General features: G+C 63.3%; 23 protein-coding genes. 14 read left to right on the forward strand and 9 right to left on the reverse strand.

What is annotated here, in order from left to right; genetic code table 11:
* Positions 1-18: 18 nt before the first annotated feature.
* The 3 genes from AC56DV_RS29430 to AC56DV_RS29440 form a co-directional block, all read right to left on the reverse strand.
* Positions 19-1,017 (reverse strand): HD-GYP domain-containing protein, encoded by a 999-nt coding sequence (locus AC56DV_RS29430; RefSeq protein WP_496317754.1) that lies wholly within the window; start codon positions 1,015-1,017, stop codon positions 19-21.
* A gap of 25 nt (positions 1,018-1,042) precedes the next feature.
* Positions 1,043-2,230: a pyridoxal phosphate-dependent aminotransferase gene (locus AC56DV_RS29435; protein ID WP_496317755.1), complete on the reverse strand. Its 1,188-nt coding sequence runs from the start codon at positions 2,228-2,230 to the stop codon at positions 1,043-1,045.
* Between the two features lie 92 nt (positions 2,231-2,322).
* On the reverse strand, positions 2,323-2,760 hold the full coding sequence (locus tag AC56DV_RS29440) for a putative toxin-antitoxin system toxin component, PIN family (RefSeq protein ID WP_496317756.1): 438 nt from the start codon (positions 2,758-2,760) through the stop codon (positions 2,323-2,325).
* Positions 2,761-2,795: 35 nt separating this feature from the next.
* On the opposite strand from AC56DV_RS29440, the gene yaaA reads away from it, so the two are divergent.
* The gene (gene yaaA / locus AC56DV_RS29445; RefSeq protein ID WP_496317757.1) at positions 2,796-3,566 is read left to right on the forward strand and encodes a peroxide stress protein YaaA; all 771 of its coding nucleotides are present in this window, start codon (positions 2,796-2,798) and stop codon (positions 3,564-3,566) included.
* A gap of 53 nt (positions 3,567-3,619) precedes the next feature.
* Here the strand turns inward: yaaA and AC56DV_RS29450 are convergent, their stop codons facing one another.
* Positions 3,620-4,441: an outer membrane protein assembly factor BamD gene (locus AC56DV_RS29450; protein ID WP_496317758.1), complete on the reverse strand. Its 822-nt coding sequence runs from the start codon at positions 4,439-4,441 to the stop codon at positions 3,620-3,622.
* An 85-nt stretch (positions 4,442-4,526) separates the two neighbouring features.
* On the opposite strand from AC56DV_RS29450, the gene AC56DV_RS29455 reads away from it, so the two are divergent.
* The 13 genes from AC56DV_RS29455 (at position 4,527) to AC56DV_RS29515 (ending at position 16,722) form a co-directional block, all read left to right on the forward strand.
* The gene (locus AC56DV_RS29455; RefSeq protein ID WP_496318499.1) at positions 4,527-5,579 is read left to right on the forward strand and encodes an RluA family pseudouridine synthase; all 1,053 of its coding nucleotides are present in this window, start codon (positions 4,527-4,529) and stop codon (positions 5,577-5,579) included.
* Entirely contained in the window at positions 5,579-6,388 is an 810-nt protein-coding gene (gene pgeF / locus AC56DV_RS29460; RefSeq protein ID WP_496318500.1) for a peptidoglycan editing factor PgeF, read from the forward strand. The genes AC56DV_RS29455 and pgeF overlap by 1 nt, the downstream gene beginning before the upstream one ends.
* A 292-nt stretch (positions 6,389-6,680) precedes the next feature.
* Positions 6,681-8,423, forward strand: coding sequence for a class I poly(R)-hydroxyalkanoic acid synthase (phaC, locus tag AC56DV_RS29465; RefSeq protein WP_496317759.1), 1,743 nt, complete (start codon positions 6,681-6,683; stop codon positions 8,421-8,423).
* Positions 8,424-8,591: 168 nt separating this feature from the next.
* Positions 8,592-9,146 (forward strand): polyhydroxyalkanoate synthesis repressor PhaR, encoded by a 555-nt coding sequence (gene phaR / locus AC56DV_RS29470; RefSeq protein WP_057154652.1) that lies wholly within the window; start codon positions 8,592-8,594, stop codon positions 9,144-9,146.
* Between the two features lie 116 nt (positions 9,147-9,262).
* Entirely contained in the window at positions 9,263-9,652 is a 390-nt protein-coding gene (locus AC56DV_RS29475) for a PAS domain-containing protein (protein WP_496317760.1), read from the forward strand.
* Complete coding sequence (locus AC56DV_RS29480) at positions 9,649-11,472, forward strand: putative bifunctional diguanylate cyclase/phosphodiesterase (protein ID WP_496317761.1); 1,824 nt, start codon at positions 9,649-9,651, stop codon at positions 11,470-11,472. Before AC56DV_RS29475 ends, AC56DV_RS29480 begins: the two co-directional genes overlap by 4 nt.
* A 74-nt stretch (positions 11,473-11,546) precedes the next feature.
* Positions 11,547-12,944: a 30S ribosomal protein S12 methylthiotransferase RimO gene (rimO, locus tag AC56DV_RS29485; RefSeq protein WP_496317762.1), complete on the forward strand. Its 1,398-nt coding sequence runs from the start codon at positions 11,547-11,549 to the stop codon at positions 12,942-12,944.
* Positions 12,945-13,012: 68 nt separating this feature from the next.
* Complete coding sequence (locus AC56DV_RS29490) at positions 13,013-14,179, forward strand: cystathionine beta-lyase (RefSeq protein ID WP_496317763.1); 1,167 nt, start codon at positions 13,013-13,015, stop codon at positions 14,177-14,179.
* Positions 14,180-14,244: 65 nt separating this feature from the next.
* Positions 14,245-14,388 (forward strand): hypothetical protein, encoded by a 144-nt coding sequence (locus tag AC56DV_RS29495; RefSeq protein ID WP_496317764.1) that lies wholly within the window; start codon positions 14,245-14,247, stop codon positions 14,386-14,388.
* 13 nt (positions 14,389-14,401) lie between these two features.
* A complete protein-coding gene (locus AC56DV_RS29500) occupies positions 14,402-14,908 on the forward strand; it encodes a demethoxyubiquinone hydroxylase family protein (RefSeq protein WP_496318501.1) in 507 nt (168 codons plus the stop codon).
* A gap of 65 nt (positions 14,909-14,973) precedes the next feature.
* Positions 14,974-15,618 (forward strand): GNAT family N-acetyltransferase, encoded by a 645-nt coding sequence (locus tag AC56DV_RS29505; RefSeq protein ID WP_496317765.1) that lies wholly within the window; start codon positions 14,974-14,976, stop codon positions 15,616-15,618.
* An 11-nt stretch (positions 15,619-15,629) separates the two neighbouring features.
* The gene (gene arr / locus AC56DV_RS29510) at positions 15,630-16,085 is read left to right on the forward strand and encodes an NAD(+)--rifampin ADP-ribosyltransferase (protein ID WP_496317766.1); all 456 of its coding nucleotides are present in this window, start codon (positions 15,630-15,632) and stop codon (positions 16,083-16,085) included.
* Between the two features lie 79 nt (positions 16,086-16,164).
* Positions 16,165-16,722 (forward strand): hypothetical protein, encoded by a 558-nt coding sequence (locus tag AC56DV_RS29515; protein ID WP_496317767.1) that lies wholly within the window; start codon positions 16,165-16,167, stop codon positions 16,720-16,722.
* Between the two features lie 1,293 nt (positions 16,723-18,015).
* On the opposite strand, the gene AC56DV_RS29520 is transcribed toward AC56DV_RS29515, so the two are convergent.
* The 5 genes from AC56DV_RS29520 to AC56DV_RS29540 all read right to left on the reverse strand — a co-directional run bounded on the left by AC56DV_RS29520 (position 18,016) and on the right by AC56DV_RS29540 (position 20,679).
* Positions 18,016-18,225: a hypothetical protein gene (locus AC56DV_RS29520; protein WP_496317768.1), complete on the reverse strand. Its 210-nt coding sequence runs from the start codon at positions 18,223-18,225 to the stop codon at positions 18,016-18,018.
* Positions 18,225-18,506, reverse strand: coding sequence for a hypothetical protein (locus tag AC56DV_RS29525; protein WP_496317769.1), 282 nt, complete (start codon positions 18,504-18,506; stop codon positions 18,225-18,227). The genes AC56DV_RS29520 and AC56DV_RS29525 overlap by 1 nt, the downstream gene beginning before the upstream one ends.
* A gap of 65 nt (positions 18,507-18,571) precedes the next feature.
* Positions 18,572-19,000 carry an STY0301 family protein gene (locus tag AC56DV_RS29530; RefSeq protein ID WP_496317770.1) on the reverse strand — a complete coding sequence of 143 codons (429 nt, stop codon included), beginning with the start codon at positions 18,998-19,000 and terminating at the stop codon, positions 18,572-18,574.
* 78 nt (positions 19,001-19,078) lie between these two features.
* On the reverse strand, positions 19,079-20,320 hold the full coding sequence (locus AC56DV_RS29535) for a DUF2252 domain-containing protein (protein WP_496317771.1): 1,242 nt from the start codon (positions 20,318-20,320) through the stop codon (positions 19,079-19,081).
* Complete coding sequence (locus tag AC56DV_RS29540; protein ID WP_496317772.1) at positions 20,317-20,679, reverse strand: DUF4870 family protein; 363 nt, start codon at positions 20,677-20,679, stop codon at positions 20,317-20,319. The genes AC56DV_RS29535 and AC56DV_RS29540 overlap by 4 nt, the downstream gene beginning before the upstream one ends.
* Positions 20,680-20,889: the final 210 nt, after the last annotated feature.

A 20,889-nucleotide genomic window follows, 5' to 3' on the forward strand; every position in this document is an offset into this window, starting at 1 on the left:
CAGGTGGTGGCTGGCGGCTTACAAACTCGCCTGCTCGCCCCAGATCTGCTTCATGCTGAAGCGCACGTCGGCCTGGTCTTCGCTCAGCACTTCGGCGATCCCGCATTCCGGATCGCTGGCGCGGCGCAGCGCCTGGCTCAAGCCGCTCGCGTCGCGCAGCGATTTGCCGGAGGCGTCGCGCAGGCAGTGGATGTGGATGTCGCCGCCGCCGTCGCGCTGCATCACCACGCCCACCTCGCCGTTTTGCAGCCGTACCAGCGCCCCCGGCGGATATTTGCCGATCTGGCTGATGAACTGGTCCGCCAGCAGCGGGTCGCTGATACGCGCCGGGTCGCCCAGCAGATTGCTCAGCGCCTTGTCCGGCAGCACCGAGCAGCGGTAGTTGCGCGCCGATACCTGGGCGCAGTAGCGGTCCGCCAAACTGATCAGGCGCGCATTCTGCGTGATGTCGGCGCTGGTGCGGCCTTCCGGATAGCCGGTGCCGTCGTCGTTCTCATGGTGCATCAGCACGCAGGCGATCCATTCCTCGTCCTCCACGCCGGCGTCGCGCAGCAGGCCCACGCTTTCCTCCGGGTGGCGCCGCACGATGGACATTTCCTCGCTGGTCAGGCTGGAGCTCTTGTTGAAGGTGTTCTGGTGGCGCAGCATGCCCACGTTCATGGTGAGCGCGGCGGCCGCGATGACCAGCATTTCCTCGCGCGCCTTGCGCATGCGCTGCGCCACCAGCGTGGCCACGATGGCGGTCTCGATGCAGTGGCGCACCGCATAGGTGCCCGCGATCTGGCTCAGGAAAATGCAGGCCAGCGCCACGTCCTGGTTCAGCTCCACGGCCGTCATCACTTCGCGCGCGATGGCCAGCAGCTCGCTTTGCGCGTTCGCTTCGTTGCGCAAGTCGGCCAGCAGCTTCTCCAGCCGGCGGTTGGACTTGTTCAGCGTGTTGAGCACGGAGGGCCGCGCCATGGCGAGGTTGTGGCTGTCGCCCAGGACAATGTCTTTCAAGCTGCTGTACTGGTTCATGATGGTCCCCGTGCCGCTTGTCTTCTTATATGCCGGCCAGGCGTTCGAGCGCCAGGGCCAGCGTGTCGTCCTTCTTGGCAAAGCAGAAGCGCACGATGCCCGACTCCTTGCCCTGCTGGTAAAAAGCGGATACCGGTATCGCCGCCACCTTGATCTCGGTGGTCAGCCATTCCGCGAACTGCGCTTCCGGCATGTCCGAAATGGCGCCGTAGCGCACGCACTGGAAGTAGGTGCCGTCGGCCGGCAGCAGCTCGAAGCGGCTGCCCTGCAGGCCGTTGCGGAAGATATCGCGCTTGCGCTGGTAGAACGCCGGCAGCTCCTGGTAGGGCGCCGGGTCGGCCATGTAGCCGGCGATGCCGTGCTGCATGGGCGTGTTGATCGAGAACACGTTGTACTGGTGCACCTTGCGGAACTCCACCATCAGCGCGGCCGGCGCTGCCACGTAGCCTATCTTCCAGCCGGTGACGTGGTAGGTCTTGCCGAAGCTGGAGACGACGAAGCTGCGCGCCGCCAGTTCCGGGTAGCGGCAGATCGATTCGTGGCGCTGGCCGTCGTACACCATGTGTTCGTACACCTCGTCCGACAGGATCAGCACCTCGGTGCCGCGCACGATATCGGCCAGGGCTTGCATGTCGGCCGCGCGCAGCACGCTGCCGGTGGGGTTGTGCGGCGTGTTGATGACGATCATACGGGTTTTGCCGCTGACGGCGGCCTGCACCTTGTGCCACGGCACGCTGTAGCCGGCCGCGCCCACTTCCATCTGCACCCGCACGGCCACGCCGCCGGCCAGCTCGATGGCGGGCAGGTAGCTGTCGTAGGCGGGTTCGATGACGATCACTTCGTCGCCCGGATGGACGGCGCACAGGATGGCGGTGGTGAGCGCCTGCGTGGCGCCGGCGGTGACGGTGATTTCGGCGTTGACGTCGTACTGGTGGCCGTAGTGCGCGGCGATCTTGGCCACGATGGCTTGCCGCAGCACGGGCGCGCCGGTCATCATCGGATACTGGTTGAAGCCGGAGCGCATGGCTTCGGTCACCATGTCGACCAGTTTCGGCTCGCAGGCGAAGTCGGGGAAGCCCTGGCCCAGGTTGACGGCGCCGTGTTCGGCGGCCAGCGTGGACATGCGGGTGAATACGGTGGTGCCGACCGCCGGCAGGCGGGTGGCCAGGACCGGCGTTGCGGGTGCTGCGGGCAAAATTTGACGGCTGTTCATGGGGCGTTGGCGTGAGAATGCGTTCGCTTATTCTAGCGCAGCCGTCATAGTTAGGTGTTGCTCAAAAACCCGCTATTTTCTTGCATGCCGGCTCAGACTTCCGGCGTCCACGCTTCCGGCACCATCACCTTGAACATGCCGGCCTTGGCCAGGCGCTTGCCCAGTTTCAGCAGCGCCTTGTCCTTGGTGATGAGGATGGCGGCGCCGGCGTCGCGCGCCAGCTCCAGGAACTTCTGGTCGTCGCGGTCGGTGCATACCGGCAGGCGGACGCCGGACTCCGGCGGCGCCACCACTTTGATCAGCTGGTCGAAGCGGGCCGCGCTCAGTGGGCGGCTGTCGTCGTCCAGCGGCAGGTGCTTGTAGTGCAGCACCACCAGGTATTCCTCGCGGCAGTCGGCGCGGGTGATGGCTTCCACGGCGCCGCTCTCGATGGCGGACAGCAGCGCCGACCAGCGCGGGTCTTTAAAGACGAACAGGTCGAGGCAGACATTGGTGTCCAGCACGATGCGTTTTGGTGAAACAGGTATCATGTCGGTTCTTGATATGAAGTAATTTTTTAAAACTTATGCTGATAGTGCTTTCGCCCGCCAAGAGTCTCGACCTGGAGACCCCTCCGACCACCCAGCTGCACACCCAACCCGATTTTCTCGACCATTCCGAGCAGCTGATCAGCCGCCTGCGCGAATATTCGCCGGCCGAAATCGGCGAACTGATGGATATTTCCGACGCGCTGTCCGCGCTGAACGTGGCCCGCTATGCGTCCTGGAGCAAGGATACGTCCGAAGCGCGCCAGGCGGTGATGACTTTTAACGGCGACGTGTACGACGGCCTGGCCGCCCGCACGCTCACGCCCAAACAGCTCGACTACACGCAGCAGCGGGTGCGCATCCTGTCCGGCCTGTACGGCATGTTGCGCCCGCTGGACCTGATCCACCCGCACCGCCTGGAAATGGGCACGCGCCTGAGCACGCCGCGCGGCAAGGATCTGTACACCTTCTGGGGCGACACCATCGCCAACGCGCTGAACCGGACGGCGGAAGAGCAGGGCGCCGAGGTGCTGGTGAATCTTGCCTCGGAGGAATACTTCAAGTCGGTCAAGCGCGCCAAGCTGGGCATGCCGGTCATCACGCCCGTGTTCGAGGACTGGAAGAATGGCAAGTACAAGATTATTTCGTTCTACGCCAAGCGCGCGCGCGGCCTGCTGGCGCGCTACGCGGCGGTGAAGAACATCACCAATCCGGAGAAGCTGAAAGCCTTCGACGTGGACGGCTACGCCTTCGACAAGAAGGATTCGGACGAACGCACCTGGGTGTTCCGCCGCCGCGTCGCGGACTGAAATTTAAAGCTCCCGCAACGCGGGAGCTTTAAAAACGCGGGCGCTTTAAAAGCTTAGCCCCAGAGCTTCCACCACTGGCGTTCTTTTTTCACGCCTTCGTCGAGGAACTTGCTGTTCGGGTAGTTCTGCTTGAATACGCGCAGGGCGTCGTCGTGCAGCTTCACGTTGCCCATTTTCTCGTAGCCGCGGATCATGATGAACAGCGCTTCCTCGATCGACGGCGAGTCGCGGTAGTCGCTGATCACGCCCATGGCGCGGTTCACGGCGGCCAGGTAGGCGCCACGGCGGTAGTAATAGCGCGCCACGTGCACTTCGTACGACGCCATGGCGTTGATCAGATACTTCATCCGGTCGATCGCATCCGGCGTATACTGGCTGTCCGGGAACTTGTCGACCAGCGCTTTAAACGCTGCGAAGGCTTCGCGGGTGGCTTTCGGATCGCGCTCGGTGGGGTCCTGTTCGTAGATGAAGTTCAGGAAGCCGATCTGGTCGTTGAAACTGATCAGCCCGCGCAGATAGTACATATAGTCCACGTTGGCGTGATTGGGGTGCAGCTTGATGAAGCGCTCCACGGCGGCCAGCGCCTGGGCCTGGTCCTGTGCCTTGTAGTTCGCGTAGGCGATTTCCATCTGGGCTTGCACCGCGTACGTACCGAACGGATAGCTCGATTCCAGCCTTTCAAACAACTGAATTGCGCGCTCGTAGTGTCCGCCCGCCAATTCCTCCTTGGCCTCCGAGTATAATTTCGTAGCGGACCAGCCTTTGGTTTCATCTGCCTTTTCCGGCAGCAAGCTACAGCCGGAAAGGCCAAGCAGTGCGAATGTTGCTGCGGTTGCTGCTGCTTTTGCTGCGATAGCCGAATATTTTTTTTGCATGTTGTTTTGCAAGAACGTTTAACCAAGATTGTACAACTGGCTGATTATAGCCGATGGGAATGCTGTGATTTTAACTAATAACGAAATAGACGCCGACTTTGATGCTGAATTCCTGTGCGAAGACGATACCGGCGATCCGCTGGCCCCTATCGTACTCGAATTGAGCCCCGAAGCGTGCGGCGAACGCCTCGACAAAGTCATCTCCAAGCTGGTGCCCCAGTTTTCACGCGGCCGCCTGCAGATGTGGATCGAGGACGGCTTCGTTACCGTGGACGGCAAGCCCTCCAAGACCAAGGCTACCGTGTATGGCGACGAGAAGGTCGTCATCCTGCCGCAGCCGGACCAGGAAACCGAGGCCTACAAGCCGGAAGAAATGGAACTGGACATCGTCTATGAAGACGAGCACCTGATCGTGGTCAACAAGGCGGCCGGCGTGGTGGTCCACCCCGGCAACGGCAACTGGAGCGGCACCTTGCTGAACGGCCTGCTGCACCACTGCCCGCAGCTGATCGGCGTGCCGCGCGCCGGCATCGTGCACCGCCTGGACAAGGACACCAGCGGCCTGATGGTGGTGGGCAAGACCCTGGCCGCGCAGACCGACCTGGTGCGCCAGCTGCAGGCGCGCACCGTCAAGCGCGAGTACTGGTGCCTGGTGTGGGGCACGCCGCAGTCCGGCGGCACCATCAACGCGCCCATGGGCCGCCACCAGAAGGACCGCGTGAAAATGGCCGTGTCCACCGGCCTGGGCGCCAAGCCGGCCATCACGCACTACGAGCGCATTGAATCGGGCGTGCTGGACGGCCGTCCGGTGAGCCTGGTGCAGTGCCGCCTGTCCACCGGCCGCACCCACCAGATCCGCGTCCATATGGCCCACCTCGGCTTCCCGCTGATCGGCGATTACGTGTACGGCAAGCCGCACCTGACGCAGTTCTTCCCGCGCCAGGCGCTGCAGGCGCGCCGCCTGGGCCTGATCCACCCGGCCACCGGCGAGGCGTGCGAGTGGCGCGTGCCGCTGGCGGACGACTTCGCCGAGCTGCTGGACAAGGTGGGCATCCGCAACCCCGGCCTGGGCGACGTGGGCGGCGACATCGAGGACGATTACGCAGAAGACGATTTCGACTACGGCGACGACGATTGATGACAGTTTCCCGGCAATCTACCCAATGGCTGGTCCCCGACTGGCCGGGCCTGCCGCCCAACATCGGCGCGCTGGCCACCACGCGGCGCGGCGGCGTGAGCCCGGCGCCTTACGACGACGGCCAGGGTAGTGGCGGCCTCAACCTTGGCATCCATGTCGGCGACCAGCCGCACAACGTGGCGCGCAACCGCGCGCTGCTGGCGGCCGAGCTGCCGGACGAGCCGGTCTGGCTGAACCAGGTGCACGGCGTGGACGTGGTGGATGCCGGCAAGGTCCGTCCCGGCCAGGTGCCGACGGCGGACGCCAGTATCGCGCGCGCGCCGAACACGGTTTGCGCTATCCTCACGGCCGACTGCCTGCCGGTGCTGTTGTGCGACACAGCCGGCACGGTGGTGGGCGCCGCGCACGCCGGCTGGCGCAGCCTGGCGGACGGGGTGCTGCAGGAAACCACGCGCGCCATGCGCGACGCGGGGGCGGGGGAGATCATGGCCTGGCTGGGGGTGGCTATCGGTCCGGTGTGCTTCGAAGTGGGCAACGACGTGCTGCAGGCGTTCCTGAAACAGGCGCACCGGGCCGAGGACGCCGATGCGGCCGACGCCCAGGTGCGGGCCGCGTTCGCGCCCATCCCGGCCAAGCCGGGCAAATACCTGGCGGACATGTACGCGCTGGCGCGCGGCATCCTGCGGCGCGACGGGGTGACGCGCATCGCCGGCGGGGAATATTGCACGGTATCGAATTCCGGCCGTTTCTACTCCTACCGGCGCGACGGCGTGACCGGACGACAAGCGAGTTTGATCTGGATCAAATGACGGGCTGCCGCTTGGCCTTAGGCTTCGGGTGGCTGCCCAGGGGTAATGTCCGGGGCGGCGCCTTGGGAAGCCCGGGCGGCCTGTTCGCGCGCTGCGCGGGCGCGCTTGCGCCGACCCGATCCTGTTAAATAGAATAGTATTCCCAATGGCAACACGCAATACAGAGAAAACGTCATTATCCCGGCAACCACGGTAGGTTCGGTGAATGCCATCAGCAGTACGACGTAGATCCAAGCAACAGCGACAATCAGCATAAGCAGTCTCGGTAAAAAACTCTTTTTATGGACTAAACATGAAATTGCCCGATCCTCAAGCCTTTGCCACCTCCTGGATGTCGCAGTTCAGCGACCCCGGCCAGTGGCAATCCTGGTTCAACATGGTGCCGGACGCCCAGTCCAACCCGGTGAGCGCGATCCTGCGCGACGCCGGCGCCACCATCAAGCCTGACATGATCGAGCAACTGAAAAACGACTACCTCGAGCAGTTCGGCGCGCTGTGGCAGGAAGTCCTGTCGGGCAAGGCGCCGTCGCTGAGCGACCGCCGTTTCTCCTCGGCCGCCTGGCAAAGCAACCCGGTGACCGCTTTCAATGCCGCATCATACCTGCTAAACGCCAAGTTTTTGACCGCGATGGCGGACGCCATCGACGCGCCGCCGCACCAGAAGCAGAAAATCCGCTTCGCCGTGCAGCAAGTGGTGGACGCCATGTCGCCCGCCAACTTCCTGGCCACCAACCCCGAAGCCCAGCAAAAGCTGATGGAAAGCAAGGGCGAAAGCCTGACCAAGGGCCTGGCCAATATGCTGGCCGACATGCAGAAGGGCCACATCTCGCTGTCCGACGAGTCCGCCTTCGAAGTGGGCCGCAACCTGGCCACCACGCCGGGCCAGGTGGTCTATGAGAACGACCTGTTCCAGCTGATCCAGTACACGCCCGCCACCGCCAAGGTGCACGAGCGCCCGCTGCTGATGGTGCCGCCTTGCATCAACAAATTCTACATTCTCGATTTGCAGCCGGAAAACTCCGTGGTGCGCTACGCGGTGGAGCAGGGCAACACGGTGTTCCTGGTGTCCTGGCGCAATCCGGACCAGTCCATGGTCAAGGTCAGCTGGGACGACTACGTTGAGCGCGGCGTCATCAACGCGTTCGATATCGTGCAGGAGATCAGCGGCCAGGACAAGGTCAACGCCTTCGGCTTCTGCGTCGGCGGCACGCTGGTCAGCACCGCGCTGGCCGTGCTGGCCGCGCGCGGCCGCCAGCCGGCCGCCAGCCTGACCCTGCTCACCACCTTCCTCGACTTCGCCGACACCGGCGTGCTGAACGTGTTCGTCGACGAGACGCAAGTGCAACTGCGCGAGCAGAGCCTGAAGCACGGCGGCCTGATGCCGGGGCGCGACCTGGCCACCACTTTCTCCAGCCTGCGTCCCAACGACCTGGTGTGGAACTACGTGCAGTCGAACTACCTGAAAGGCAACGAGCCGGTGCCGTTCGACTTGCTGTACTGGAACTCCGACAGCACCAACCTGCCGGGCCCCATGTTCTGCTGGTATCTGCGCAACACCTACCTGGAAAACAGCCTCAAGGTGCCCGGCAAGCTCACCGTGGCCGGCGAAAAGGTCGACCTGTCCGCCATCGACGCGCCGGCCTTCGTGTACGCCTCGCGCGAAGACCATATCGTGCCGTGGACGTCGGCCTACAGTTCGCTCGGCATCCTGAACCCGAAAAAGCCCAAGGCCAACCGCTTTGTGCTGGGCGCGTCCGGCCACATCGCCGGCGTGATCAACCCGGCCTCGAAGAAAAAGCGCAGCTACTGGATCAACGACGCCGCCACGCCGAAAACGGCCAAGGCCAAGCGCCCGGACGCCGAAGCCTGGCTCAGCGGCGCCAGCGAGCACCCCGGCAGCTGGTGGCCGGAATGGGCCAAGTTCCTGGCCGAGCATGGCGGCAAGGACGTCGACGCCCCGGCCAAGCCCGGCAACGCCAAATACCAGCCTGTCGAGCCTGCGCCCGGCCGCTATGTCAGGATGAAAGCGGACTGAGCAAGAGTAGACTCTTGGTTGCGTTGCAATAAAACACGAAAGTTATAAGCCGGAACGTGCTGATGAGATTTTTTCACTCTATAATAGGCTCATAAGGCTTGTGAAAAAGCGAACCTGGTTCGCTTTTTTTTCGGATTAACGCGCTGCGGCGCAATACGTGGACTTGTGATGAGTAGTGCAAAAAAAAATGCGGAACGCTTGATCAAGAAATATCCCAATCGCCGTCTGTATGACACGCAGACCAGCTCCTATATCACGCTGACGGACGTCAAGCAGCTGGTGCTGGACAACGAAGAATTCACGGTGGTCGACGCGAAATCGAACGAAGACCTGACCCGCAGCATCCTGTTGCAGATCATCCTGGAAGAGGAGGCCAGCGGCGTGCCGATGTTCTCCACCGGCGTGCTGGCGCAAATCATCCGCTACTATGGCCACGCCATGCAGGGCATGATGGGCTCCTACCTGGAGAAGAACGTGGAAGCGTTCACCGACATCCAGCGCAAGTTCACCAGCGCCTCGCTGGACGGCAAGCCGTTCAGTCCGGAAATGTGGACCCAGTTCATGAACGTCCAGGGCCCGATGATGCAGGGTATGATGAATAACTATATCGACCAGAGCAAGAGCCTGTTCGTGCAGATGCAGGAGCAGATGCAGAACCAGAGCAAATCGCTGTTCGGCACCTTCCCCTTCGTTATTCCTGTTCCACCAACCGACAAGAAATAATATTCCCAACCCGGCGCCGCCGGGTTTTTTCTGGGTGCCATCTTTCTCTTCGACACCCCGCTACCCGGCATGATAGAGTTGACTATGCCGTGTCCCGTCGGTAAAGGAGCTGAAATATGACGATGCAAGCAGCGGCAGGGTTTGACGATCCGTGCTTGGACGAACTGCTGGCAGCCATGGACGAAGCAGCGCTGAATACGCTGCAGTTCGGCGTGATCGGCTTCGGCCGGGACGGCCGGGTGCTGCGCTACAATAATTTTGAATCGCAAGCCGCTGGCCTGAGCCCTGAGCGGGTGCTGGACAAGGACCTGTTCAGCGTGGTGGCGCCCTGCATGAATAATTTTCTGGTGGCGCAGCGCTTCGCCGACGCGCTTGACGCGGGCGAGACACTGGACGACACCATTCCCTACGTGCTGACGTTACGCATGCGCCCGACCAAGGTCCGGCTGCGGCTGCTCTCTGCCCCGCAGGCCGAGCTGGCTTACGTGCTGGTGCAGCGCGTATGACGGGCCACGACACCGACAGCGCCTACGAGTCCCTGATCCAGTTTCTGTACAGCGCCCCGGTGGCGCTGATCCAGCTGCAGCAGGACGGCGCGATCGAAATGCTCAATCCCATGGCGTCGCAGTTGCTCATGCCGCTCGCGCCCAGCGGGGACCTGAGCAATCTGTTCCACGTGCTGCAGCCGTTCGCGCCGGATTTGCAGCAGCTGTGTGCCGGCTTTGGGGGCGCGCACGGCGTGGTCTGCGAAGGCAAACGCATCGTCTTGCAGCGCGACGCGATGCAGCGCGATGTCCTCGGGCCGCCGGATGGCGGGCGCGGCCTGTCCGCACCTGCCGTGCTGTCGCTGGGCTTGCTGAAGGTGGGCGGCAACCGCCTGATGGCGGTGCTGCTGGACGCCACCCACGAGGTGATGCGCGAACAGCGCACGCTGGCCACCCGGCTTGCGAGCGCCGCGCGGCAGGACCTGCTGACGCGGCTGCCCAACCGCGCCGGCGCGCTGGATCTGCTGCGCAGCATGGCGCGCCGCGCGCGTCCGCCGGCAGGGGACCATGGCGCCGTCCTGTCCATCAACCTGGACCGGTTCAAGCAGATCAACGCCACCTTCGGCAACGACGTGGGCGACCAGATCATGGTGCTGGTGGCGGGGCGGCTGCGCGCCACCGTGCGTTCCAGCCACCGCGTGGCTGGCCTGCCGGCTGCCGCCGAAGTGGCCGCCCGTACCGGCGGCGACGAATTCGTCGTACTGCTGGACGGCCTGCCGGAGCAGGCCACCGCCGAAAGCATCGCCAACCGTTTGCTGGACCGCCTGAGCCGACCCTATAGTGTGGCCGAGCATGAGCTGACGTGCACCTTCAGCATCGGCATCGTGCTGCTGGATCAGGATCGGAGCAAGGACCAGGAGCCGAGCGAGGACCCCGGCGGCCTGTTGCGCGACGCCGCCATTGCCATGGGCGTGGCCAAGGCCCAGGGCGGCGGCCGTTGCGCCGTTTTTCAGCGCCGCATGCGTGACGAGGCGGTGCTGCGCGGCGGCATCGAGGCGGATCTTCGCAACGCGATCGAGCGAGGCGAGTTGTTCAACGTGTACCAGCCGGTGGTTGGCTTGCTGCCAGGCGGAGCTATCGACCGCGCCGCCGGCGTGGAGGCGCTGGTGCGCTGGCGCCATCCGGTGCGCGGCGTAGTGGGGCCGGTGGAGTTCATCGGCATAGCCGAGGATTGCGGCCTGATCGGCGCCATCGGCGAACAGGTGCTGGCCATGGCCTGCGCCGACTTCGTACGCTGGCAGAAACTGCTGGGGAAAAGTGCGCCGCGCCTGATGGCGGTGAATCTGTCGCGCGCGCAGCTCAGCCAGGAGGGCTTGTGCGGCAGGGTGGCGGCCATTGTCGCCGCCAGCGGCATGGCGCTGGAGAACCTGCAGCTGGAAATCACGGAGAGCCTGGCGGCGCAGGGTGAAAACGTGCGCGACCAGCTGCTTGGGCTGAAGGCGCTGGGCATCAAGCTGGCGCTGGACGATTTCGGGACCGGCTATTCGTCGCTCTCCAGCCTGCATCTGCTGCCGGTGGATACGGTCAAGATCGACCGTTCCTTCATCACGCTGGCCGCCACCAGCCGGCACCACGAAGTGCTGATCGAGGCCACCGTGAAGGTGGCGCGCAGCCTGGGGATGAGCACCGTGGCCGAGGGCATTGAAACCCCGCAGCAGGCGGCGGTGGTGTCCGCGCAGGGCTGCGACAAGGGCCAGGGCTATCTGTACAGCCGGCCCGTGTCCAGCGCCGCCATCGAAGCATGGCTGGGCGGGGGAGGGCAGGAGGCCGGGTCTGCCTGAGATGGGGGAGGCCGGGGGGCGGCAATAGGGTATAATGTTCGATTGGTCTGAACTTTGATTGCTCTTCTATTACCATGCAAGAAATCTCCCGTATTCCCAAGGCTGCAACCGCAGCGGCACCCGCCGGCACCGCTCCCAAGGTCGGATTCGTTTCGCTCGGCTGCCCGAAAGCGCTGGTTGACTCCGAACAGATCCTGACCCAGCTGCGCGCCGAGGGTTACGAGACCGCCAAGTCCTACGACGGCGCCGACCTCGTGATCGTGAACACCTGCGGCTTCATCGACGCCGCAGTGCAGGAGTCGCTGGACGCCATCGGCGAAGCGCTGGCCGAAAACGGCAAAGTGATCGTCACCGGCTGCCTGGGCGCCAAGAAGGACGGCGAAGGCAACGACCTGATCAAGTCCATCCACCCGAAAGTACTGGCCGTGACCGGTCCGCACGCGCTGGGCGAGGTGATGGCGTCCGTCCACCACCACCTGCCGAAGCCGCACGAGCCCTTCATCGACCTGCTGCCGCCGCAGGGCGTCAAGCTCACGCCCAAGCACTACGCCTACCTGAAGATTTCCGAGGGCTGCAACCACCGTTGCAGCTTCTGCATCATCCCGTCCATGCGCGGCGACCTGGTGTCGCGTCCGATCGCGGAACTGATGCTGGAAGCGGAGAACCTGTTCAAGTCCGGCGTGAAGGAGCTGCTGGTCATTTCGCAGGACACCTCGGCCTACGGCGTGGACGTGAAGTTCCGCTCCGGCTTCTGGAACGGCCGCCCGATCAAGACCCACATGACGCAGCTGACCGAGGCGCTGGGCGAGCTGGCCAAGTCCTACGGCGCCTGGATCCGCCTGCACTATGTGTACCCGTACCCGCACGTGGACCAGATCATCCCGCTGATGAGCGGCGGCCACGTGCTGCCTTACCTGGACATCCCGATGCAGCACGCGCACCCGGACGTGCTGAAGCGCATGAAGCGTCCGGCCAGCGGCGAGAAGAACCTGGACCGCATCCTGGGCTGGCGCGCCATGAACCCGGAGCTGACCATCCGCTCCACCTTCATCGCCGGCTTCCCGGGCGAGACCGAAGCGGAATTCGAATACCTGCTGGACTTCCTGAAGGAAGCGCAGATCGACCGCCTGGGCTGCTTCGCCTACTCGCCGGTTGAAGGCGCCACCGCCAACGAGATCGCCAACCCGGTGCCGGAAGAACTGCGCGAAGAGCGCCGCGGCCGCGTGATGCTGCTGCAAGAGGAAATCTCGCGCAAGCGCCTGCAGGCCAAGGTCGGCAAGACGGTGCGCGTGCTGATCGACGAGCTGACCCCGAGCGGCGCCGTCGGCCGTTCCGCTGCGGACGCGCCCGAGATCGACGGCGTGGTCTACGTGAAGAAGCCGTACGAGCCGCACAAGAAGCTGAAAGTGGGCGAGTTCTTCGACGTCGAGATCACCCGCGCCGACGCGCATGACCTGTGGGGCGATGCGTAAGCAACTCCCTCTGCGGTAAAATCAAAGGCGGACGCCCATCGGCGCTCCGCCTTTTTTCATTCTGAGCCATGACGAACCCAAAATCCCAGCAGACTGCCCTGATCCACACCGACTACGAAGCGCCGTCCGGCTTCGCAGCCTTCCCGACCGCCATCCACCACGCATCGACGGTGCTGTTCAAGAACGTGGCGGCGCTGCGCTCGGGCGAGTGGAAAGAAAAGAACGCTTATACCTACGGCCTGCACGGCACGCCCACCACCTTCACGCTGGAAGCGCGGCTGGCCGAGATCGAAGGCGGCCTGCACTGCCTGCTGGCGCCGAGCGGACTGGCGGCCATCGCCATGATCGACTTCGCGCTGCTGAAAAGCGGCGACGACGTGCTGCTGCCCGATAACGTCTACAACCCGAACCGCGAGCTGGGACGCTGGCTGGCCGACTTCGGCGTCAGTGCGCGCTACTACGATCCGCTGATCGGCGCCGGCATCGCCGCGCTGATCCAGCCGAACACCAAGCTGGTGTGGACCGAGGCGCCGGGCTCGGTGTCGATGGAAGTGCCGGACCTGCCGGCCATCTGCAAGGCCGCGCACGAGAAGGGTGCACTGGTCGCGCTGGACAACACCTGGGCCGCCGGCCTGGCGCTGCGCGGCTTCGAGCTGGGCGTGGACGTGGTGATGCAGGCGCTGACCAAGTACCAGTCCGGCGGCTCGGACGTGCTGATGGGCGCCGTCATCACGCGCGACCGCGCCGTGCACGACCGCATCTCGCAAGCGCATATGCGGCTCGGCATGGGCGTGGGGGCCGACGACACCTACCTGGTGCTGCGCGGCCTGCCCACCATGAAGCTGCGCTTCGAAGCGCACGACCGGGGCGCGCGCAAAGTGGCGGCGTGGCTGAAGGGGCGGCCCGAGATCACCAAGGTGCTGCACCCGGCGTTCGAGGACTGCCCCGGCCACGAGACGTGGAAGCGCGACTTCAGCGGCGCCGGCGGCCTGTTCTCGGTGCTGTTCGACGAGCGCTACACCGAAGAGCAGACCGACCGCTTCGTCGATGAGCTGAAACTGTTCGGCATCGGCTATAGCTGGGGCGGCGCCAACAGCCTCGCCGTGCCGTACCGCATCCAGGCCATGCGCCAGGGCTGGCGGCACGGCGGCGGCATCCTGGTGCGCTTCAACATCGGGCTGGAAGATCCGGACGACCTGATCGCCGACATCGCCCAGGCGCTGGGCAAGCTGTAGGCGCATGTTGCCGCAGTCCATTGCCTGCTTTATCGGCGACGCCAGGTTGCGGCGCGACGAGATCGGTGAATCTGGACATCGCCTTCGCGCACCGCAAACTGCGGGAAGAAGTCTCCGGGCAGGCAGCCGCACAACTGCTTCTCGGCATCGGCCCGTCCGACGCCCCCGCCAAGCGGGAATTCTTCGAGCAGCTCGATGAACTCCTCTAGCGCCCCGGGAAGCGTGTTGGCTGGCCGCATCCTCAAGGTGAACCACGCCGGCGAGCAGGGCGCCGTCTGCATCTACGCCGGTCAGATCTTCATGGCGCGCTGGACGGCGCAGCCGCTGCTGGCCGAGCTGCGAGCTTTCAAAGCGCATGAGGAAGGCCATCGAAGCATCTTCCTTCACGAACTGCAGCGGCGCGGCTTGAAGCGCTGCCGAAGCTATTGGCTATGCGCCGTGGGCGGCTACGCGCTCGGCCTGTTCACCGGCCTGCTGGGTGCGCAGGCGATATCGCTCGCCACCGTGGCCGTGGAACGCGTGGTGCTCCGCCACTTGGGCCAGCAGCTCGTGGCCGTCGCGGACGACGCCGCAGCGGTTGCCGCCATCAGTGCCATCCTTCGGGAGGAGCAGGAGCACCACGACTGCGCCACCGTACACTCCCAAGCCTCGGGTGCCCTGGGGCGCATGCTGGGCAGCGCCGTCTCCGGCGCCACCGAGTCGGTCATCTGGCTCGGCATGCGTCTTTAGCCGGCCCTGCATAAAGTTGCGGAAACTGCTACGCTTGCAGGCTGAGCGAACAAAAAGAAATAGGAATGGCAGAGATTAATTTACCCTTGCTGGAACGCTGGTTGGCGGGCTGGAGCCTGTCCCGTGGCGTGCCGCTGCCGGTCAGGGACGGCGGTGGATTGCGAGTCGAAGTCGGCATGCCGCTTCAGCTGCGCCGTTATGTATTCCTTGACGCCGGACCGGCGCTTCAGGCTTGTGCCGAGCGAATTCATGGTCCCTACATCTACCTGAAAGCGCCGGTCGATCCCGCTGTGCTGCGCGCCGCGTTGCCCGCGCGCTGGTCGGTGGAAGAGCCGGGCTATCTGATGGAGGGACCTGCTGCCATGGCCAAGCAGGCGCAGCTTCCATCCGGCTATGTCATAGAAGAAGCTGCGGAACATGGCGCGCAGCTCGTGCGCATCCTGCACGCCAATGGCGAAGTGGCCGCCACCGGCCGGATAACCACGCACGAGGGCTGCGCCGTATTCGATCAGATCATCACATCCGAATCGCACCGCCGCCTTGGGCTGGGTACGGTCGTCATGCAGGGTTTGGACGCGATAGCCAGGCAGGCAAATGTCACGGAACGCCTGCTGGTGGCCACCGAAGACGGCCGCGGCCTTTACCTCAGCCTTGGCTGGCGCCTGCTTGCGCCATGGAGCACCGCTGTGCTGCCGCCGCCAGCACCTTAGGAGATGCGCACATGAGCAATCCGGATTGGACGCCAGTCACGTACCAAAACTGCAGCAACGTCAAAGGGCCGTTCTACCACGGCACCAAGTACAGCCTCGAAGCCGGCGAAGTGCTGGCGCCAGGTTTCGCGTCCAACTTCGAAGAAGGGCGAGTCTCGAACAACGTCTATTTCAGCGCCCTCATGGAGCCTGCAATCTGGGGCGCCGAACTGGCAACTGCGCTCGCTGGAGACGATCACCGTGGCTACATCTACCTCGTCGAACCCACCGGCGGCTTCGAGGATGACCCGAACCTGACGAACAAGCGATTCCCCGGTAACCCAACCCAGTCCTACCGCACCCGCCACCCTTTGAAAATCGTCGGCAAGGTGGAAGATTGGACCGGACATCCGCCGGAAGTGCTCCAGCAAATGCTGGATGGCCTCAAAGAGAAAATACGCCAAGGCTTGGCCCCGATAGAAGACTAGCGTCGTCTGTGACAATTCGCGTGTTTTCCCGCTAACATTGTCGATATACTTGCCTCAATTCAACAGCTAGAGGCATGCCATGACCGTCATCTGCCCCAAGTGCAGCCACGTGCGGCCACCCGACGCGACCAATCCCGATTGGCAATGTCCCGCCTGCGGGGTCTGCTATGCCAAGGTACAGAACCGGCCATACGAGCCGGCGCGACCGGTGCGCGAAACGCATGCCGCCGTCAAGCAAGGCTGGAACCTCGGTTGGCTATTCAAAATCGTTCTGCTAATCGCCCTGGGCTGGGGACTGAGCGTTGCGCTGGAGCGCAGGCAGAAAGCGTCTGCCGATGCAGAGGCGGCCGTCGTGGAGGACGAGCGCGAGAGCGGGGCTGGCGTGGCGATTGCCAACGCGGCACTGCCGGTGTCGGGTGCAGACGTCAGTATGTTGAGGGATCTGTCAGGGCGCCTGGAGAAAGCCTGCGCCCGCAATAAATACGGTTTGACCGAAGGCGCCTGCATCGCGCGCCTGCATGAGCGCGAAGACCTGTGCGCGATAAAGACCGCACAAGCCTTTCCCGGCCAATTCGGCGACACCGACCGCATGCAGGCAGCCACGAAGGCCTACGTTGGCTGTATTTTTGAGGGCTGAGAAAGCGGCTACCTCCGGACAGCTCTTCAGGATTAGATTTGGACGTCGAGGCTGAAATATTCTGAGTGTTGGTACGCGGGCATATTTATGCCGAGATGGGCAAGGTTGGCACCGCTGCTGTTGGGGAGATGGCGGTAGACCACGGCGTTTGGCATTTGACAGCAATATCATCCGCCGCAAAGATGGCGTTGGAGGCCCTAACTCAGCGCTTTGGTGCATCGGATGGTGTATCGTCCTCGCTTGCTAAGCGTTAGTCGGCGGCATTCGGCCAACAAAGGGCTATCAGATATTTAGATGAAAAAATACATTTTGAATTGCTCGTCGCTGAAGTCTGAGGGCGATTTTTTGGGTTGACGCAGGCTCACAGCTATCCGCTGAGGATAAGAAATAACAAGAAGACCATGGGTCAGAAGCAGTGCGTCCATCAAGAGAAAAGTATCGATTTAATGGAAAAGAAACTTCGCGCATATCTCCGTGCTCGTGGACACAAGTTGGGTGGATTGATGCTATCGGATGCATTGGCTGCTATGTCGGACTTTTGGACCATCGAAAGCGGGTTGGAACTTCATCCTGTCGATGGAGATTTCCTAGTAGCCTATGAGGATGTCACAGACCATGGGCGAGGCACGAGGTTGGAGCTTGGCTTTATACGCATTCTACGGTTGCCCGAGATGGTTGGGGAACGATATGGTGCGGCAATGAGACTACGCCTGCGGCTTTGCTATAAATGGGACGTTGACGTCATACGAGATGTGCTGCCTCAGGGAACTTGGTCAATAGCGTGCTGGGCCCATGCCGAGCTGGATGCATTTCAGCAATCGATGAGAGAAAAAGCGGCATTTAGGGCTATGTGCAGCAAAACGCCGGCGGAAGTAAACGTGACACTTGAAGATGCACGCTACCCACGTACTGACTTTCGGCCGACGTCTGAGCTTCGACAGATGTGGTGGGGAGTCTGCGACGTCCGATAATCCGGCGCCACTCGGCTGCCGTTGTCAGACGTACTGGGCTAGCCCAAGTCTGAGCTAGTACGCATAATACTAACGCGAAAACCTCTTGGCAGCGGCCGACGCGACGGTCGTCTCGGCAAGAAGAGACATGCCCGACAAACGTCTCCTGCAGTAAGGATGGCTTCACGCTTGCCATCCCCCGCCGATGTGCACCTAGGCCGGTAATTTCATTGTTCTAGCGCTTGGTTTGAAAGCAGATGGCCGGCATTACAGAATTAGCGAGTAGCTGGTGCATGCATCCAGGCAGGTCAAGTTCCACGCCGACAGTGGCGGCTGAGAAGACTTACGGCGGCAAGGTTGGCGGGCCATGTTCAGGCGAAGCATGTGGATTGGCAGCCCCGATCTGAAAGGCTGTTTCCAGGCGTATCAGGCGCCCATTCATGGAATCGAGCTTTTGCTGCTGACGTTTGACTATTTCTTCCAATCGTTCGATCTTATCAGTCAATTTGATGAGGGCGACCAGGGCGTTCCATAGTTTGTTGATGATCTTCATTAACGCCCCTGCGCGCTTGCTTCACGGAAGGCCATGCGTTGCAAGGATGCATCCACGAACGCAACTGTTTCATCTATCGAGGCGCAGGCGCAGTCTACCCTTTGCACTGCCTCGTCCAGCAGATCGGAAAGCGATTGCAGGTTTCGCTCAGGTAGCAGCGATAGCGAGGCGCGAAATAGAAATTCCTCGCTCGACAGGCCCGCATCACGTGCTAGCTGCACGATAGCCGTCCGTTGCTCGTCGCTCAGCAACTCGGCGGAAGGCTTGTCTGGTGCGTTCATTTTCCGCTCCTTCGATTCGAACCATATTGGCATTGTAGGCCCGGTGCCGCAGACGGCAAGCGCGCTCAGGAGCACGTCAGCGACTGCAAATGCCCCGGAGGCGGGCCGTCGGTCTGGTCGTAGCGGGCTATGCAACGGGACAGGCGGGTGTCGAGCTTGCGGGCCAGCACCACCGTGGTGTCGCGGTAGGCGCAGCCGATCCAGAATTCGGGCGCGTGCTCGGCCTTGAAGCGCCATTGCGTGACGAGGCTTTTGCCTTTGGCGCTCTCGTCCGGCGTCACCTGTACTTCGTCGCTGGGGTGGCCGGAGAAGAGCTGGGCGTGCTCGAGCTTGTATTCGGCCGCGCCGCCCACCGGCTCCCAGCCTTCGGCCGTGGCCACCGTGGTCGACGCCAGTATGGCGCGCGGGCAGACGATGTTCTCCGGTTCAGCCCGCGCCGCGCCTGCAGTCATCGCAGCCAGGGCCGCGCACAGTATTGCCAGCATGTATTTCATGTTGCCTCCCGGTTCCACGAGCACTTCCATGGTAGGGCGCGCCGGGCCGGCTTGCTTAGAGGGAGATCAAGCTACGGTTCAGTACATGGGTTCGCCCCGGTCCAATGCCGCCCGGAAGGCCTGCCAGTCGAGGCGGACCTTGGCGGCGTAGTCGCCGGCAAAGCTGGTCAGCTCGGCGATGAAGCCGCCGCGGCTGGTGACGGCGCCGGTGATCTGCTTGTCGATGCTGACTTTGATCAATTGCGCGTCATGGTCCTGGTCGGCCAGCGCGTGGGCGGACGCCAGCGCCATGCCGAGCGTGGCGGCGGCCTTGTTGAGCTCGGCGTCGGTAACGATGTCGTCGTACTTGAAGTCCTTGTCGGTGGGCGCCTTCTCGTGCACATGGAAGGGCATGCCGGCGATGGTGGCGTAGCCGGCCAGCACGTCGGCGTTGAGTTGCATGGCTTGCTGCGCGCGGGCGATGCGCTGGCCCTCGTGGCCGCCGTAGAACGACGGCGGCAGCGCGCCGGGGCTGGCCAGTTCCACCGCGCTGGGGATGGCTTGCTTCAGTTCGAGCACGACGTTGCCGTCGTCCGTGCCTTGCAGCAGGGCGTAGTAGCGCAGCTTGCCCAGGCTGCCCATGCCGGCGCCGAGGCGCTGGCGCACGTCCAGCACCTGGTAGTAGGCGACGGCCTTGCGGCTGTCCGGGGCGATGCGGCTGACGTAGTCCGGCATGGCGTCGGCCACCGCGTCGCGAATGGCGTCCGCCACCGGGCGTGTGTCCGGGCCTTTGAACTTGGCCAGGAATTCCTGGCGGTCGGCCTGGGCAGCTTTCTTGATGGATTTTTGCACCGGGCCGCTGGTGTTGTCGGCCGTCAGGCGGAATTTCAGCTCGTCGTTGCTGCCCTTGAAGTCGGCCATGCATGCCAGGTAGGCGGTGGCCATGGCGGCGATGGCGGCGCGCCGCTCGGCCAGGCTGATGTCTTTGGCGTAGTCGGCCAGCAGCAGGCTCACCGCGAGGCGGCGCAGGTCCCACAGGTACTGGCCGAGGTAGGCTTCGTCGCAGTCGCTCACGCCGAAAACTTCGGTGCCGGCCGCGTCGCGCATGGCGCCGAAGTTGGCCAGGTGGGCGTCGCCGGCCAGCCAGCAGCGCCCGGTTTGCGCATTGGTGTACGGCGACGAGGGCAGCGCCGCCATGTCGCGGTAGAACAGGTGCGCGGTCGCGCGGTAGAAGGGAAACACATGTTCCTTCATGCGCGCGATCTTGGTCACCAGGTCGGTGCTGTTGGTCTCCCGGAACTGGCGGTTGTGTTCCAGGATCTCTTGGGCGACATTCCTCATTCCGGCATCGGGCGGTTGTCGTTCAGGTCCTTGATGCCGCGCACAAGGCGGTAGGCGGACCACAGCCAGGCCACTACCCAGATCGGCACGGCGACCACGATGCCGATGAAGGTCGCGGCCAGGATAGCGCCGAGCACGAACCACACCAGGTACCACCAGAAGGTGCGGATCTGCCAGCTGTGGTGGCTGTAGACGAAAGTGCCTTCGGTGGACGGGCGCTGTACATAGTTGACGATAAGCACCAGCAACGATAGCGTGCCGACGGAGAACACGAAGGCGAGGCCGTGCAGCAGGTACAGCCACCAGGCGGTGTTCTTGGCCGACTCCAGCCGCGTGTCCAAAACGATTTCGCTTGCCATGCTTGCTCCTTGCAAAGTTGATATCGCCAGTGTAACGAATCTTTTGCGCTTTGGGCACACCTGTTAGAGCGTGCGCCGCCGGGGGGAGGCAATTGCGGTGCCGGCGACCAGCAAGCGGCTGGCGCTGTACTGGAATTAGTCAAATTGTTGACGATTTGCGTGAATTGTTTGCGCCTATTATTGATTGCTCAAGGCGCATTTCACCTTGCT

It is taken from the genome of Massilia sp. BGA-UO-ETr-WB1, assembly GCF_059567845.1.